Raw genomic sequence first — 15,296 nt, 5'->3', positions numbered from 1 at the left:
TGATTTGCTATTGAAATCAAAAAAATATGTTATAGCACCTATAAAACCGATAAAAGGTATTTAAAAACAATTTAATCGTTTAAAAACGTAGTTAATCGACAGTAATGAGTAAAATAATTCAGTTTGTAAGACATGGTAAATCTTCATGGGAATTTGATGTTCCAGACCATGATAGACCACTAAAAAATAGAGGTGTAAATGATGCTAAATTAGTATGTAATCATTTAGAAGCTAATTTTTTATATCCAGATGCTATTTATAGTAGCACTGCTAATAGGGCAAAATCTACAGCTAAGTTGTTCGTCGATAATTTAAAGTTAAATTCGACCCAATTCGAGCTAAAAAAGCAGCTTTATGATTTTTCTGGAGAGGCTGTTCTTAAAATTATTAAGTCTTGTGACGATTCAATAAGCATTTTAATGATTTTTGGACATAATTATGCACTAACTAATTTATGTAATTCTCTTGGAAATATTAGTATTGACAATGTAACAACATCTGGATTTGTACAAATAGAATTTGAAACCGATAGCTGGAAAAATATTAAAAATGGAACGACAACTAAAATTGTCTTTCCAAAACATTTAAAATAGTTTTTCTTATAGATATATTTGTATTTAAATCTTAATTATCAATGACTAATCATATAATAGACAATAAATATATTAACAGAGAACTTAGTTGGTTACAATTTAATCATCGTGTCCTTCAAGAAGCTGCAGATGAGACTGTTCCGTTAATTGAGCGACTTCGCTTTTTAGGAATTTATTCGAATAATCTAGATGAGTTTTTTAAAGTACGATATGCTACTGTGCAACGTATAAATTTTGCAGGTAAAGAAGGAAAAAGTCAACTAGGTGGTATTAAAGCTTCAAAATTACTAGATATTATTACCAACACAGTAATAAAACATCAAACAGAAAGTTTGAAAATTTTAAGTCATATTCAAAAGCAATTAGAGTCAGAAAACATATTTTTTCTAAGAGAAAATAAAGTATCTAAATCACAGTTGGCCTTTCTAAAACGATATTTTTTAGAAAAAGTTAGTCCTGCATTAGTGACCATAATTTTAAATACAGATTTAAAACTTCCAAACCTTAAAGATGACGCTGCTTATTTGGCTGTAAATATGCAGATGAAAGATGAAACGAATCAATATGCTTTGATTGAAATTTCTAAAAACATGGATCGTTTTATTGTATTACCCAAAGAGGATGACAAAAATAACGTTATCATGTTAGATGACTTATTACGTCTATTTTTGGATGATATCTTCAACATTTTTGAATACTCAAAAATTACAGCCCATATGATTAAAATCACTAAAGATGCAGAGTTAGATTTAGATAGTGATTTAACCAAAAGTTTTATGGAAAAAATCAGTGACAGTGTAAAAGAGCGTGAAGATGCTGAGCCTGTAAGATTTGTCTATGACAAAACAATTGATAAGTCTACGTTAAAGTTTTTAATGGAGAAACTTAATATAGATAATACAGATAGTATTATTCCTGGTGGACGATATCATAATCGTAGAGATTACATGGGCTTTCCTAGCTTAGGAAGAACCGATTTATTGTACGACAAAATAGAACCTTTAGAAGTTAAAGGACTATCATTAGAAGGTAGTATTTTTGAAGCAATAGCTAAAAAAGATTACCTGCAATATGCACCTTATCACACTTTTGCTTATGTGGTTAAGTTTTTGCGTGAAGCTGCTTTAGATCCTAAAGTAAAAACTATCAAAATAACTATTTATAGGTTAGCTCAAATTTCTCAAGTGGCTAGTTCTTTAATAAATGCTGCTAAAAATGGTAAAAAGGTAATTGTGTCAATGGAGATTCAAGCGCGTTTTGACGAACAAGCAAATATTACATATGCCGAACAAATGCAACGTGAAGGTGTACAGCTAATATTTGGAGTTCAAGGACTAAAGGTACATAGTAAAATGTGTGTTATAGAGCGTGAAGAAGGAAAAAAACTAAAACGATATGGTTTTATTAGCACAGGTAATTTTAACGAATCTACTGCTAAAATCTATACAGATTACACACTGTTTACTGCTAATTCTAAAATTTTAAAAGACATTAATAAAGTCTTTAATTTTTTTGAAGTTAATTATAAAATATACAGGTACAAGCATATTATTACTTCTCCTCATTATACTAAAAACAAGTTTTATCAGCTTATAGATCAGGAAATTCAGAATAAAAAAGAAGGTAAACCTGCCTATATGAAACTTAAAATGAATAGCTTAACTAGCTACCAAATGATTGATAAATTGTACGAAGCTAGTCAAGCAGGTGTGAAAATAGATATGGTAGTCAGAGGTATCTGCTGTTTGGTTCCAGGTGTAAAAGGCGTTAGTGATAATATAGAAGTCGTTAGTATTGTAGATAAATTTTTAGAACACACCAGACTATATATTTTCTGTAACAATAATAATCCAAAAGTTTTTATTTCATCTGCAGATTGGATGACTAGAAATATACAAAATAGAGTAGAAGTTACTTGTCCAATTTACGATGACGCTATAAAGGAAGAGCTAATAGACACTTTTGATATTTGCTGGAAAGATAATTTTAAAGCAAGATTATTAAATAAAGCTCAAAACAATACCTATAAACGAAACGATAAGCCAAAATTTAGATCACAATTTGAAGCCTATAATTATTTAAAAAATAAATTAGATGCTTAAGATTCAAAAATATGCAGCTATAGATATAGGGTCCAATGCAGTTAGATTGCTTATTTCTAATATTGTAGAAGAAAAGGGAAAACCAACACGTTTTAAAAAAAGCTCGTTGGTTAGGGTGCCTATTCGTCTTGGAGCAGATGTATTTATTTCTGAAGTCATTTCAGAAAACAATACTAAACGAATGTTAGATACCATGTTGGCTTTTAAATTATTGATGCAATCTCATGGTGTAGTTAAATATAAGGCGTGTGCAACTTCCGCAATGCGTGAAGCAAATAATGGAAAAGAAGTTGCAAAACAAATAAAGAAAAAAACAGGTTTGCAAATCGATATCATTGAAGGCGAAGAAGAAGCTGCTATTATTGCTGCTACCGATTTAAATACGTTTATAGATGCTAACAAAACGTACTTATACGTAGATGTTGGAGGTGGTAGTACAGAATTTTCTGTAATCTCTAATAGTGAAAAGGTGTCGTCTAAATCATTTAAAATTGGTACTGTACGATTGTTAAATGATATGGTTAAAAAAGAGGCTTGGTTAGATTTAGAACACTGGATTAAAACAGAAACTTCAAAGTATGATAAAATCGATGTTTTAGGTTCTGGTGGTAACATCAACAAAATATTTAAAGTATCAGGAAAAGCCTTAGGTAAACCACTATCGTACTTTTATTTAACAACGTACTACAATATGCTGCAAACCTACTCCTACGAAGAGCGTATCTCTATTTTAGACTTAAATCAAGATAGAGCAGATGTTATTATACCTGCAACCAGAATATACCTCTCAGCTATGAAGTGGTCTGGCGCAAAAGATATCTATGTTCCTAAAATTGGACTTGCAGATGGTATAATAAAAAGCATGTATAACGAAACGGTTTCAAGCCATACAAAGTTAAAATAGTACACTTTATCTGTTTATTATAATTTATTTATTAAAAAAATATATATTTACTATTACAATCAATAACTGAATTAAACCAACTAAATTTTTCAAATCATGAAAAAAACTATTTTACTATTTACCCTGTTATTAGCGTCTTTTTACGGATTTTCTCAAGATGCTATGTATGGTGTCAGAGCAGGTTATACAATATCAAACTTAGATTTTGAACCAATGGTTCCATCAGGTGTTGAAAATGCACATAGAAATGGTTTTTTTATAGGTTTTTTCGGTGAATATGGTTTATCTAAATCTATATCGTTTGCACCAGAAATTCAGTTTTCTGCAGAAGGTGCAAAAGAAGAAAACCTAAGAATTAACTATATCCAAATGCCATTATTTTTTAAATTTAAAATTAGTGATAGTTTTAGCTTAGGGTTAGGACCAGTAGCAAGTATAAAGGGACATTCTTACAACGATGGTTTTAAAAACTTTGGTTTTTCTGGTTTAGGTGGACTAGAATACATGATTTCTGACGAATTTTTTATTGACTTTAGATACTCTTATGGACTAACTAGTGTATTAGATGATAATACTGCTAACTTAGAAGCAAAAAACACAAATATGCAAATTGGATTGGGTGTTAAATTCTAATCTATTTTAATAAACATAAAAAAAGCCAATTCTGTATAGAATTGGCTTTTTTTATCTCATTTTTTAACCATGTATGGTTTCGCTTTTGCTTAAGTTTTTCATGATTTGTGCTTCAAATTCAAGTAAATCTTGCCATTTTTTGTCTACTTCTTTTCGGTCTCCATATTGTCTTGCAAACCCTAAAAACATGGTATAGTGGTTAGCTTCACTTACCATTAGTTTTCTGTAAAATTCTGCTAATTCTTTATCCTCAAGCTCTTCAGACAGTAATCTAAAACGCTCACAACTTCTGGCTTCAATTAATGCTGCATACAAAAGTCTATGTACTAATTGAGTGGTTCGGCTTCCACCTTTCGGGAAAAAAGTTAATAATTGTATAACGTAGTCATCTTTTCTGTCTCGACCAAGAGTCCAACCTTTTTTTAAGATTAAATCATGAACCATTTTAAAATGGCTAATTTCTTCTTTAACCAAAGCTACCATCTCTTGTACAAGCTCTGTATATTCAGGAAAACTAACTATTAACGATATAGCTGTACTAGTTGCTTTTTGCTCACAGTACGCGTGATCTGTTAAAATGTCTTCTATGTTTTTTTCTACAATGTTAACCCAACGTGGATCTGTGGGTAGTTTAAGTCCTAGCATTTATATTAGTTAAAAGTTAAAAGTTTAAAGTTTTAAAACTTCATATTTTCCATATTTATCAATTATTATTGAATAAACTGGACAATTCACAGTTCTTGGAATACAAAGTGATGCAATTAGATGTAAATTATTAGTCTCTAATGATTTTTCTTCATCTAAATACATTTCATTTATTATGTAATCAGTATCTATTACAGATAAAAATGTATCGTCTATGTTTTGTTTAAAAACTTGCTTATTCTCTTTAAAAACAACTACCTCAGAAATAACCTCTCTAAAATAATGTCTATTTTTTATTGTATCCACTGTAAAGGACTGCAATACAGCATTCTCCATATCAGTATAAGTCTTAATTTTCACCCTAAACCCATTACTTAAAACTGTATCTGTTGTAGATTCTACATACTCTTTAGGAAAATATTTTATGTTTTCTGAAAACGAGTCTAAAAGCTTATTCTCAATAAGAACTTCTTGAGGTGTTTTATGTATTCTATCACGACCATCACAACTAACTAGAGCTATAAAAACAGCTAAAATTAATACAATAAATTTATTCATAAAACATAGTTATTTAATTCTAGTATAATGATTTATACGTCTAAATCAAACGTCTTACGTAACAACTCTAAATTTGGGTTTTTCTCTTTTAACTTTTCATATTTTTCAATAGGCGTGTAGGCATATTTAGTATCTAACGCTTCATTTATGGTAATGTCTAAAGTAACATCATAATTATTAAGATGTTTACGTAAATAAGACATTAAATCAAACGAGTTACGCTCAACTTCAACCTTGTTAGTAGGATTAGGAAAGGTTAATTGTATGGTATGTCCATCCTCAGCTAGCGTTGGCTTGTCAATGGATAAGATTGATGCTAGATTGTAATTACCTTCTTTTTCAATTTGATCGACAAATTGATTCCAAACAGTAACTAATTCATCTTCATTAAAAGCATCACGTGGTAAGTTTTCTTCGTCTACAACCACCTCTAATTGTTTGATTTGATGCTCTTTTTTGGCTTTAATACTTTTTAAAGATAAACCAGAAGTACGTTTGTTGTCTGAAGCGATCCCTTTTTCTAAAATTATTTTAGGTTTAGGTGGCTCGACAAATTTTTGTAGTTCTGGATTAACCTTTACAGGGTCTTCTTCAACCTTTTGTGTAGTTTCAGATTCCTTTTTAGGTTTAGTGACTTTTACAGGTGTAATACCAATCTTTTTAAAATAAGAAGGCGGAATTATGAAGCGACTGCTATTTTTTTTTTCTCCATCAAAAGTGATAGAGGCCAATTGCATTAGTGTTAACTCAACTAAGAGTCGTTGGTTTTTACTGCTTTTGTATTTTAAGTCACACTCGTTAGCCAAGTTAATTCCTTTAATTAAAAAGTCTTGAGACGCTTTTTGGGCTTGCTCTACATATTTGGTTTTAGTGTCATCACCAACTTCTAACAATTCTATAGTCGATGGATTTTTACACACTAGCAAGTCTCTAAAATGTGACGCTAATCCAGCAATATAATGGTGACCATCAAACCCTTTAGCTAACGTTTTATTAAACAGAATAAGTAATTCTGGAATTTTATTCTCTAAAATATAGTCTGTACTTTCAAAATAGGTTTCGTAATCTAGGACGTTTAAATTTTCGGTAACCGATTGTCTAGTTAACTCTTTGCCAGAAAAACTCACTACACGATCAAAGATAGATAAAGCGTCACGCATGGCACCATCTGCTTTTTGGGCAATAATGTGTAAAGCATCGTCCTCTGCAGTAATCCCTTGCTCTTTAGCAATATATTTTAAGTACGCTTTAGCGTCTTTTACAGTTATACGTTTAAAATCAAAGATTTGACAACGCGATAAAATGGTTGGAATTATTTTATGTTTTTCAGTAGTTGCTAATATAAAAATGCAGTGTTTTGGTGGTTCTTCTAAAGTTTTTAAAAAGGCATTAAAAGCAGCTTGAGACAGCATGTGTACCTCGTCAATAATATAGATTTTATATTTACCAACTTGAGGCGGAATACGAACTTGGTCTGTTAAGTTTCTAATATCGTCAACCGAGTTGTTTGATGCTGCATCCAACTCAAAAATATTAAAGGCGTAATCCTCGTCACCAGTCTCGTTTCCGTCACTATTAATCATTTTTGCTAAAATACGTGCACAACTAGTCTTACCAACACCACGTGGTCCTGTAAATAATAAAGCTTGTGCTAAATGATTATTTTCTATAGCATTAGTTAGCGTATTTGTAATAGCAGATTGGCCCACAACATCTTTAAATGTTTGTGGTCTGTATTTTCTAGCCGATACTACAAAGTGTTCCAATTAATACTACGTTTTTCTAACATCTCTAGATGTTATTTTAATAGTAACAAAGTTAAAAATTCATATTCAAAATTAGAAATTTGAAGGTATAATTTAATAGGAGTTATTAACAAAATAAAACACTTTTTTAAGCAGTATGGCATATTGATTAATTAATAATTGTTTGGATGTTTTTTTTTATTTTTACTACTTATTTTTATTATTATATTTACAAGGTGTCAACAACATAAAAGTTACGATATCACGATTTAATTACGGGATATAGACAATTTATATAACAAGTTGTAGGTAATTTAAACAAACTCAAAACTGAATGAATAAAGTCTATATTTTATTACTGCTATTTGCAATTATGAGTTGTGGAAATCAAACTGAATTGCAATCCGAAATTAACCAATTACAAACTCAAAACGACAGTCTGAAATCTGAATTAAAAAAATATGAAAATAAATATGTATTTGATGATGTAAAGATTAAGCATTTTCCGATTAAAGGTAGTCAAGTGAAAAAAGGAACCAAATATTATGGAGAATTTGTTTTTGTTCCTGATGTTAGAGACGACTTTGTCCTATTTGGAACAGAAAGAGATGAATCGAAACAAGGTTATGAAATTAAAAATCCGATTACTTTAAAAACGGAAAAAGGAGATTTTGGAGCTTATAGATTTGAAGTAGACATTGTGAGCGATACGACGAACTTGATGTTCAAACCCTTAATAAAAAATAAACTTTCACTTAAACATCAAAATGCTGGATATAGTGGAATAATGATTTCAGACAAACTAATAGCGAATTAAAAAAACTATGCACAACAATGGCTATAAGTAATTGCTAGTTCACGCCTGCTTCTGAAAATCCTCGCGGATTTTCAGTTTGGTATGTACTTGCAAAGTTAAGTGCAAAACCACGCAACTACTCATAACCGAGACCGTTGTAAGCAATTTAAGAAATGAACTTAATTCAACATGCAGAACATATTTTAGAAATTGAAAACTTTTGGACATCAGACAAGTGTGATGAATTCATTTCTAAAAGTGAAATTATTGGATATGAACCAGCAATGGTTCAGACCGAAAGTGGACAAAAATTAGTTGAAAGTGTAAGAAACAATCAACGGATTCTGTTTACCGACTTTGAACTTGCTGTAAATATCTGGAATGACGTAAAAGAATTCGTAAATCCAAAACTTGGAAAAAGTAGAGCGATTGGACTAAATGAAATGTTCCGATTTTATAAATATGAACCAAATCAAGAATTTAAAAAACATCGTGACCAAAGTTATATACGGAACGAGCTTGAATCGAGTTACTATACGTTTATGATTTATCTGAACGACAACTTTGTTGGTGGAGAAACGACTTTTGGAAACTTAAAAATAGTACCTAAAAAAGGAAGTTGCTTGATATTCTTTCACGATTTGGAACACGAAGGAACAAAATTGGATCTAGGAGAAAAATATATTTTGAGAACAGACATAATGTATAGATTTGAGGAATAAAAAACTGCTTACAACAAAGTGTATAGTTTATAGCTTAGTTGATTAAGTCAAGGAATATACCTACCTTTAACAAACATCAATCAATCGGAACTAAAATCGCTAATAAAAACGCTATAAACCATACACAAATACGTTGTGCTTAATTAAAAAATGACCTACAAATACAATAAAACTTGTAAATGTGGAAATGTTGACTCAATAGAAGTTGACAAAAGAGAAGCTGCATTTGAATTGAAAGATAGTTTTGTTCATAATTTAGCTTGTTCAAAATGCGGAGGAAAAAACTTCTCTTCTATCAGTTCAAATAAACCTGATATTGACGAAGAATTACTTTCTGAATGGAGCAAAAATCCTGAATATTACTTTTCATCTCAAGACGAAGACTTGTTGCTCGCCCAACACGATGAGAGTATTGACTTGTATTTGAAGTTTATAGACCAAGATGAAATCGACATTGGAAAACGGAATGTATTAATAGAAGCTTTATGTGTAATGATTTATGACAAAGCGAATAAGTCAGACCCAAAAAGCTTAGATATTATAAATGCTATTGCGTCTGAATTAAAAAAACGCTCGGATTTTGTACAGCAATCGGAAAGCTGGATAATGGATTACATAAAAAAAGTTTCGTTTCCAATAATCGGAATTGAATATAAAGAAAGTTTAAGTTCAAAAGCAGATGAAAAGTTTGTGGAATCCAATATCGAAAAATCGATTCCTAAAAACAATCTCTGGAACGAATTTAAAAAGATTTGGAAATAGTAATCTGAAAAATAACTAAGCACAACATCCGTATATAACAAATAGAAATCGATGAAATGCAACTAGCTTTATTAATTATAGAAAAATAAGTTTACTAATAATTAGTTGATAAAATAACTAAGTTTACCGTAATTTTGCAAACAGTAAATCGCCTTATCGCTGCGCTTTTGGCGTAGAGGAAAGTCCGGACACCATAGTGTAATCATAGTGGCTAACAGCCATCCACCGAAAGGTGAGGAAAAGTGCAACAGAAAGTATGTACAGGTCATGCTGTAGTGAAACCAGGTAAACTCTATGAGGTGCAATACCATGTATACTAACGCTTGAGCGTGCACGCGCGATTGTTAGAGGGTAGGTAGCTAAAGTCTATTGGTAACAATAGATGTAGATAAATGATAAGGGTTACGCCTAGGCGTAATACAGAATCCGGCTTATAGATTTGCTTACACATAACAAACCCTTCTTAAAATTAAGAAGGGTTTTTGATTTTGTTATTCCTGCGTAGGCAGGAATCTATTTTAATATAATTTTGGATGCCTGCTTTTGCAGGAATGACATAATTTTTTATTCCTCCTCATCATTAGTTTCATTCTCAAAAAAGCTAAAGGTATTTCCACCATAACTTTTTGAGTGACTATAGTTTGATAAATCCGATAAATCGGTATGTTTAGAGTGTTCGACTATTAGTAAGCCTTCTGTTTCTAATAAATTATTTTCAAAAACTAATTCTGGTATTTTTGCAAACTCCTCAATAGGGAAATCATAAGGAGGATCTGCAAAAATAATAGTGGCTTGTTGCTTGCTGCTTTCTAAAAATTTAAAGACATCACTTTTTATGGTTTGTATAGGCATTTCAAAACTAGCAGCAGTCTGGTTTATAAATTTTATGCATCCATAATCTTGATCGACACTTGTAATGTGTTCTGTGCCACGAGACGCAAACTCGTAACTAATATTTCCTGTTCCAGCAAATAAATCTAAAACAGATACAGAATCAAAATAATACTGATTATTTAAAATATTAAACAAGGCTTCCTTAGCCATGTCTGTGGTTGGCCTTACAGGTAATTTTTTTGGAGCTGTAATCCGTCTTCCTTTAAATTGTCCAGATATAATGCGCATTATAGGCTTTTTAGTAACGTAAAATTAGAATGGTTAGATTTTGGTTGCGTATTAAAAGCAAACGTGTCCATTCGGTTACCAAAGGACACATGTCTTATATATTTATAAGCTATTTGGTATAAAGTATCAGCTTCATTTATTTCACCCAAAAATACTAGTTCTACAGTTTCTGGATTTAGTTGTAATTGCTCTAAAGTAAAGAGTAAATAATAGATAAAGTCTTCTTTAGTTTGGTATTCAAAAGTGTTGTATAATAACAATTCTCCACTGTTAAATGCAATGATTTCAAAATTATATTCTGATACGTTGACATATACTTTTGAGGTATTATTGTGTTTTTCAAAAGTTAGAAGTTGTTCTATTAAAATAGTTGAAAAGTGCTTGTAGGTAAACGTCCCAAATTGATCAAAAATATAATTATTGACGTTTGTGAAAGGAACGTAAACGTTAGCGCTATCGTTTTGAGAGATTTCATCAAAAGTTATAAAATCTGTTTTTAAAATTTTGGTATTAAACTTTAAATAATCTGCTAAAAATTCTTCTTTAAATAAAGGTTTTGGTACAAGTGTAGACCAATCATTTACATGTATTACAGTAATAGTTGTAAACGATTGTTGTAAAGACGCTTGGGTATTAAATAGATGTTTTACAGCATCTAAAAGATCTGTAGGCGATTTTTTTATCTTAAAGTTAGTAGAGTGTAAGTTTAAGATAGTTGTTGTGCTTCTGTCTAATACACAAAAAGAAAGTCCACTCAAACTAATTTGAATGGACAGTTCTAGGTTGGTTAATGTATTATGTGTTTTATTCGTTTGAGCCATAAGTTTTTGGCCAGTTTCCAATAGTTTTAACTTCTTCCATAGATCCTACACGTAAAGCGTCACCATTAACACCTTCTACAGATTGTACTTGTTTTTCTTTAAGCACTAAATTTTTGTCTTGATCGTATAAAATATCGTCTTTCATTACAAAAGCTTCAAATACTGGAATCTTCAATCCACTTTCTTGTTCTATTTCTCCAGCATTCATAGTAAATGTTGTACCTTCCTTTGCAAGCGGAACATTCATCATAGTTTTATATCTGTCTGAATCTTTAAATAATTTTTCTTTGACAGGCTCGTATCCAATAGTATCTGTAATAACGATATCCATATACGTAGTTACACCACCATAAGCTCTAGTTCTTTCTACATCTACTATACTAGAATCTCTTCTCTCTACTATGGTAAATTTACCAGTCTCAATAAATTTAATTAACGAGTCGTAACTTTTTGTAAATTTTCCAGTAACCGTTCTATGTGCTAATTGAGCATCTCTAATATCTTTTAAGTTCTCAATTGCTGCTGCGTATCGTTTTTCTTTTAATTGATTAAATTTAATTTCACCATAAACAGAATCAAATGTTAGGTATCCTAAAAATATGATAAGTCCCCAAAGAGCTAATGTTATAAAAGGTTTTGCTTTTACAGGAACAAATTTGTCAATAAGCCAAACAATTAAAATTGTTAGTAAAATCGCTCCAACTATAATAAGTGCTAATTTCATATTTTATATTATTAAATTTAATTAAGGTCAGTGACAAATCTACAATTTTTTTTTATTCGTAAAAACCATTGTAGGTAAAAATGATTTATATATTTGATAAAAAGTTTTCAATCCACACGATTTAATGACTAGTTCCCAATTTTATTCGCTTATAAAACAGCAATTTCCGTTTCAACCAACCTCCAAACAAGATATTTTACTTTTACAGTTATCAGAATTTATTTTAAATGATAAACAAAATGGTATTTTTTTATTGAAAGGCTACGCAGGAACTGGTAAAACCACCATTATTGGTACAATTGTTACTAATTTATGGAAAGCAAAAAAAAGTGCTGTTTTAATGGCTCCAACTGGTCGTGCAGCTAAAGTTATCTCTAATTATTCAAAAAAGGAAGCGTTTACCATTCATAAAAAAATATATTTCCCAAAAAAAGAAAAAGGTGGAGGTGTTAAATTTGTATTGCAGCCTAATAAACACAAAGACACTATTTTTATTGTGGATGAAGCCTCAATGATTCCAGATTCACCAAGCGATTCAAAATTATTTGACAATGGATCTTTGTTGGACGATTTAATGCAATACGTCTATCAAGGTCATAGATGTAAATTATTACTAATTGGTGATACAGCACAGTTGCCTCCTGTAAAACTAGAGTTAAGTCCAGCGTTAGATGAAAACATATTAAACCTAAATTACAATAAGTCTGTAACCAAAATGGAATTGGACGAAGTGGTTAGACAAGGTGAAGGTTCTGGAATTTTAGAAAATGCTACCATTTTAAGAGAAACCTTAGCAGGAAGCTTCTACGATAGTTTTAAATTTAATTTAAAGGCGTTTAAAGACATTGTAAGATTGGTAGATGGATATGAAATTATGGACGCTATAAACGATGCATACAGCGAGTTAGGTTATGAGGAAACTAGTATAATAGTTAGAAGTAATAAACGCGCCAATTTATATAACCAACAAATACGTAGTCGTATTTTGTTTAGTGAAAACGAATTAGCATCTGGTGATTACCTTATGGTGGTTAAGAATAATTATTTTTGGATTAAACCCACAACAGAAGCTGGTTTTATTGCAAATGGCGATATTGTTGAAGTCTTAGAGATTTTTAGTATTAAAGAATTGTATGGGTTTAGATTTGCAGAGGTTAAAGTACGCATGGTAGATTACCCTAAAATGCGACCTTTTGAAACTGTTTTAATGCTTGATACTATTGAAGCTGAAACTCCATCATTACCTTACGAAGAGTCCAATAGGTTATACCAAGAAGTACAAAAAGATTATGAAGACGAAACCAGCAACTATAAAAAATTCTTAAAAATTAAAGGCAACAAGTATTTTAATGCTTTACAAGTTAAATTTAGCTATGCTATTACTTGTCATAAGTCTCAAGGTGGACAATGGAATACTGTTTTTGTCGAACAGCCTTATCTTCCAAATGGCATTGATAAAGAGTACTTAAGATGGTTGTACACAGCAGTAACTAGAGCAAAAGAAAAATTATATTTAATTGGTTTTAAAGACGAATTTTTTGAAGAAGTGGATTAGTGTTCAGTATTCAGTATTAATTAGCAGTCGCAGTGTTCAGTAAGTAGTTTTAAAGGGTTTGAGTCATCGCGTTTCGGCTCCCTCTCCTTTGGAGAGGGTTGGGGAGAGGAATAATATTCCCCCTTTATTTTACTACCATCAATATTTACCCTATTTTTATAGTTCAATATAATAATGTAGATGAAAATTATAGCCATGATACCAGCACGATATAGTGCTTCACGTTTTCCAGGAAAATTAATGAAAGATTTAGGAGGAAAACCAGTCATAACTCGTACTTACGAAGCTACTGTAAACACCAAATTATTTGATGATGTAATTGTTGTTACTGATAGCGATATAATTTATGACGAAATCACAAAAATTGGTGGACAGGTTATGATGAGTCAAAAAGAGCACGACTGTGGAAGCGACCGTATTGCAGAAGCTGTAGAAGATTTAGATATTGATATTGTTGTGAATGTACAAGGAGATGAACCATTTACTGAGTTAGAATCTCTAGAAAAGCTAATACAAGTGTTTAAAGATGACGATGAGAAACAAGTCGATTTAGCATCGCTAATGGTTCATATAACAGATTGGGAAGAAATAAAAAATCCTAATACAGTCAAGGTAATTATCGATAAACAAAAGTTTGCACTTTACTTTTCACGTAGTCCAATTCCGTATCCAAGAGATGAAAGTGTTGATGTTAAATATTACAAACACAAAGGGGTTTATGCATTTAGAAAAGAGGCTTTAATGGATTTTTATCGTTTACCAATGTTAACATTAGAAGCGTCAGAAAAAATTGAATGTATACGATATTTAGAATACGGAAAACGTATTAAAATGGTTGAAACGTCTGTGCAAGGTGTAGAAATTGATACACCAGAAGATTTAGAACGTGCAAAAAAATTATGGAAATAGATTACAGTCATATCAAAGTCATTGGTTTTGATGCTGATGACACCCTTTGGGTTAACGAAACCTATTTTAGAGATGCAGAATTAGAGTTTGCTAAACTGCTAAGTGCATTTGAAACTGCCAATAAAATTGACCAAGAACTATTTAAAATGGAAATGAAAAACCTTCCTGTTTATGGTTATGGTATTAAGGGTTTTGTGTTGTCTATGGTAGAAATGGCAATAGAATTATCCAATAATACAGTATCCAATAAAACCATTTCTAAAATATTAGATATTGGTAAGGATATGATAAATAAAGATGTGGAATTACTTGAAGGCGTCGAAGATATTTTACAACAGTTATCAAAAAAATACAGATTAATAGTAGCAACAAAAGGAGATTTGTTAGACCAAGAGCGCAAACTAGAAAAGTCTGGATTGTTAGATTACTTTCACCATATTGAAGTGTTAAGTGATAAAAAGGAAGCAAATTATTCTAAATTGTTAAATCACTTAGATATAAATCCTTCAGAGTTTTTAATGATAGGAAACTCTTTAAAATCAGATATTTTGCCATTAATAAATATAAAAGCTCACGCCATACACGTGCCTTTTCATACCACATGGTTGCATGAACAAATAGAAGTTAATCATGACGAGTCTAAACAATATAAAACCATAAAAAGTTTATTAGAATTACCTAAATTATTAAATTAATTTTCAAAAA

16 protein-coding genes and 1 other RNA gene are annotated in these 15,296 nt (G+C 30.8%); 11 read left to right on the top strand and 6 right to left on the bottom strand.

What is annotated here, in order from left to right; translation table 11 throughout:
* Positions 1-104 precede the first annotated feature (104 nt).
* From Ollyesu_RS12805 to Ollyesu_RS12790, 4 genes are all read left to right on the top strand, one after another.
* A complete protein-coding gene (locus tag Ollyesu_RS12805; protein ID WP_279301617.1) occupies positions 105-593 on the top strand; it encodes a histidine phosphatase family protein in 489 nt (162 codons plus the stop codon).
* Between the two features lie 41 nt (positions 594-634).
* Positions 635-2,695, top strand: a complete 2,061-nt coding sequence (ppk1, locus tag Ollyesu_RS12800) for a polyphosphate kinase 1 (RefSeq protein ID WP_279301616.1) — start codon at positions 635-637, stop codon at positions 2,693-2,695.
* Positions 2,688-3,599: a rod shape-determining protein gene (locus tag Ollyesu_RS12795; RefSeq protein WP_279301615.1), complete on the top strand. Its 912-nt coding sequence runs from the start codon at positions 2,688-2,690 to the stop codon at positions 3,597-3,599. The genes ppk1 and Ollyesu_RS12795 overlap by 8 nt, the downstream gene beginning before the upstream one ends.
* Before the next feature lie 96 nt (positions 3,600-3,695).
* Entirely contained in the window at positions 3,696-4,232 is a 537-nt protein-coding gene (locus Ollyesu_RS12790; protein ID WP_279301614.1) for a porin family protein, read from the top strand.
* Positions 4,233-4,295: 63 nt separating this feature from the next.
* On the opposite strand, the gene Ollyesu_RS12785 is transcribed toward Ollyesu_RS12790, so the two are convergent.
* Genes Ollyesu_RS12785 through Ollyesu_RS12775 form a run of 3 tightly spaced genes read right to left on the bottom strand, consistent with a single transcriptional unit; the run spans position 4,296 to position 7,201 of the window.
* Entirely contained in the window at positions 4,296-4,877 is a 582-nt protein-coding gene (locus Ollyesu_RS12785) for a tRNA-(ms[2]io[6]A)-hydroxylase (protein WP_111660806.1), read from the bottom strand.
* A 24-nt stretch (positions 4,878-4,901) separates the two neighbouring features.
* Positions 4,902-5,435: a hypothetical protein gene (locus Ollyesu_RS12780; RefSeq protein ID WP_279301613.1), complete on the bottom strand. Its 534-nt coding sequence runs from the start codon at positions 5,433-5,435 to the stop codon at positions 4,902-4,904.
* 32 nt (positions 5,436-5,467) lie between these two features.
* Positions 5,468-7,201 (bottom strand): DNA polymerase III subunit gamma/tau, encoded by a 1,734-nt coding sequence (locus tag Ollyesu_RS12775; protein ID WP_279301612.1) that lies wholly within the window; start codon positions 7,199-7,201, stop codon positions 5,468-5,470.
* A gap of 313 nt (positions 7,202-7,514) precedes the next feature.
* Between Ollyesu_RS12775 and Ollyesu_RS12770 the strand changes: the two genes are divergently transcribed.
* The 4 genes from Ollyesu_RS12770 (at position 7,515) to rnpB (ending at position 9,910) form a co-directional block, all read left to right on the top strand.
* Positions 7,515-7,997, top strand: coding sequence for a hypothetical protein (locus Ollyesu_RS12770; RefSeq protein ID WP_279301611.1), 483 nt, complete (start codon positions 7,515-7,517; stop codon positions 7,995-7,997).
* A gap of 152 nt (positions 7,998-8,149) precedes the next feature.
* On the top strand, positions 8,150-8,698 hold the full coding sequence (locus tag Ollyesu_RS12765) for a 2OG-Fe(II) oxygenase (protein ID WP_279301610.1): 549 nt from the start codon (positions 8,150-8,152) through the stop codon (positions 8,696-8,698).
* Between the two features lie 150 nt (positions 8,699-8,848).
* On the top strand, positions 8,849-9,460 hold the full coding sequence (locus tag Ollyesu_RS12760; RefSeq protein WP_279301609.1) for a hypothetical protein: 612 nt from the start codon (positions 8,849-8,851) through the stop codon (positions 9,458-9,460).
* A 140-nt stretch (positions 9,461-9,600) separates the two neighbouring features.
* An RNA gene (gene rnpB / locus Ollyesu_RS12755) (RNase P RNA component class A) lies at positions 9,601-9,910 on the top strand.
* Positions 9,911-10,024: 114 nt separating this feature from the next.
* Here rnpB and rsmD read toward each other — a convergent pair.
* Genes rsmD through Ollyesu_RS12740 form a run of 3 tightly spaced genes read right to left on the bottom strand, consistent with a single transcriptional unit; the run spans position 10,025 to position 12,127 of the window.
* Positions 10,025-10,582 carry a 16S rRNA (guanine(966)-N(2))-methyltransferase RsmD gene (rsmD, locus tag Ollyesu_RS12750; protein ID WP_279301608.1) on the bottom strand — a complete coding sequence of 186 codons (558 nt, stop codon included), beginning with the start codon at positions 10,580-10,582 and terminating at the stop codon, positions 10,025-10,027.
* Positions 10,582-11,403 carry a DUF3822 family protein gene (locus Ollyesu_RS12745; RefSeq protein ID WP_279301607.1) on the bottom strand — a complete coding sequence of 274 codons (822 nt, stop codon included), beginning with the start codon at positions 11,401-11,403 and terminating at the stop codon, positions 10,582-10,584. Before Ollyesu_RS12745 ends, rsmD begins: the two co-directional genes overlap by 1 nt.
* Positions 11,387-12,127: a hypothetical protein gene (locus Ollyesu_RS12740; protein ID WP_279301606.1), complete on the bottom strand. Its 741-nt coding sequence runs from the start codon at positions 12,125-12,127 to the stop codon at positions 11,387-11,389. The genes Ollyesu_RS12745 and Ollyesu_RS12740 overlap by 17 nt, the downstream gene beginning before the upstream one ends.
* Positions 12,128-12,251: 124 nt before the next feature.
* On the opposite strand from Ollyesu_RS12740, the gene Ollyesu_RS12735 reads away from it, so the two are divergent.
* From Ollyesu_RS12735 to Ollyesu_RS12725, 3 genes are all read left to right on the top strand, one after another.
* A complete protein-coding gene (locus Ollyesu_RS12735; RefSeq protein WP_279301605.1) occupies positions 12,252-13,682 on the top strand; it encodes an ATP-binding domain-containing protein in 1,431 nt (476 codons plus the stop codon).
* Positions 13,683-13,862: 180 nt separating this feature from the next.
* A complete protein-coding gene (gene kdsB, locus Ollyesu_RS12730) occupies positions 13,863-14,591 on the top strand; it encodes a 3-deoxy-manno-octulosonate cytidylyltransferase (RefSeq protein ID WP_279301604.1) in 729 nt (242 codons plus the stop codon).
* Positions 14,582-15,286 carry an HAD family hydrolase gene (locus Ollyesu_RS12725; protein ID WP_279301603.1) on the top strand — a complete coding sequence of 235 codons (705 nt, stop codon included), beginning with the start codon at positions 14,582-14,584 and terminating at the stop codon, positions 15,284-15,286. Before kdsB ends, Ollyesu_RS12725 begins: the two co-directional genes overlap by 10 nt.
* The last annotated feature ends 10 nt before the right edge of the window (positions 15,287-15,296 follow it).

It is taken from the genome of Olleya sp. YS (genome assembly GCF_029760915.1).
Taxonomy (GTDB): Bacteria; Bacteroidota; Bacteroidia; order Flavobacteriales; family Flavobacteriaceae; genus Olleya.
This window is presented reverse-complemented; position numbering and strand designations above follow the sequence as displayed.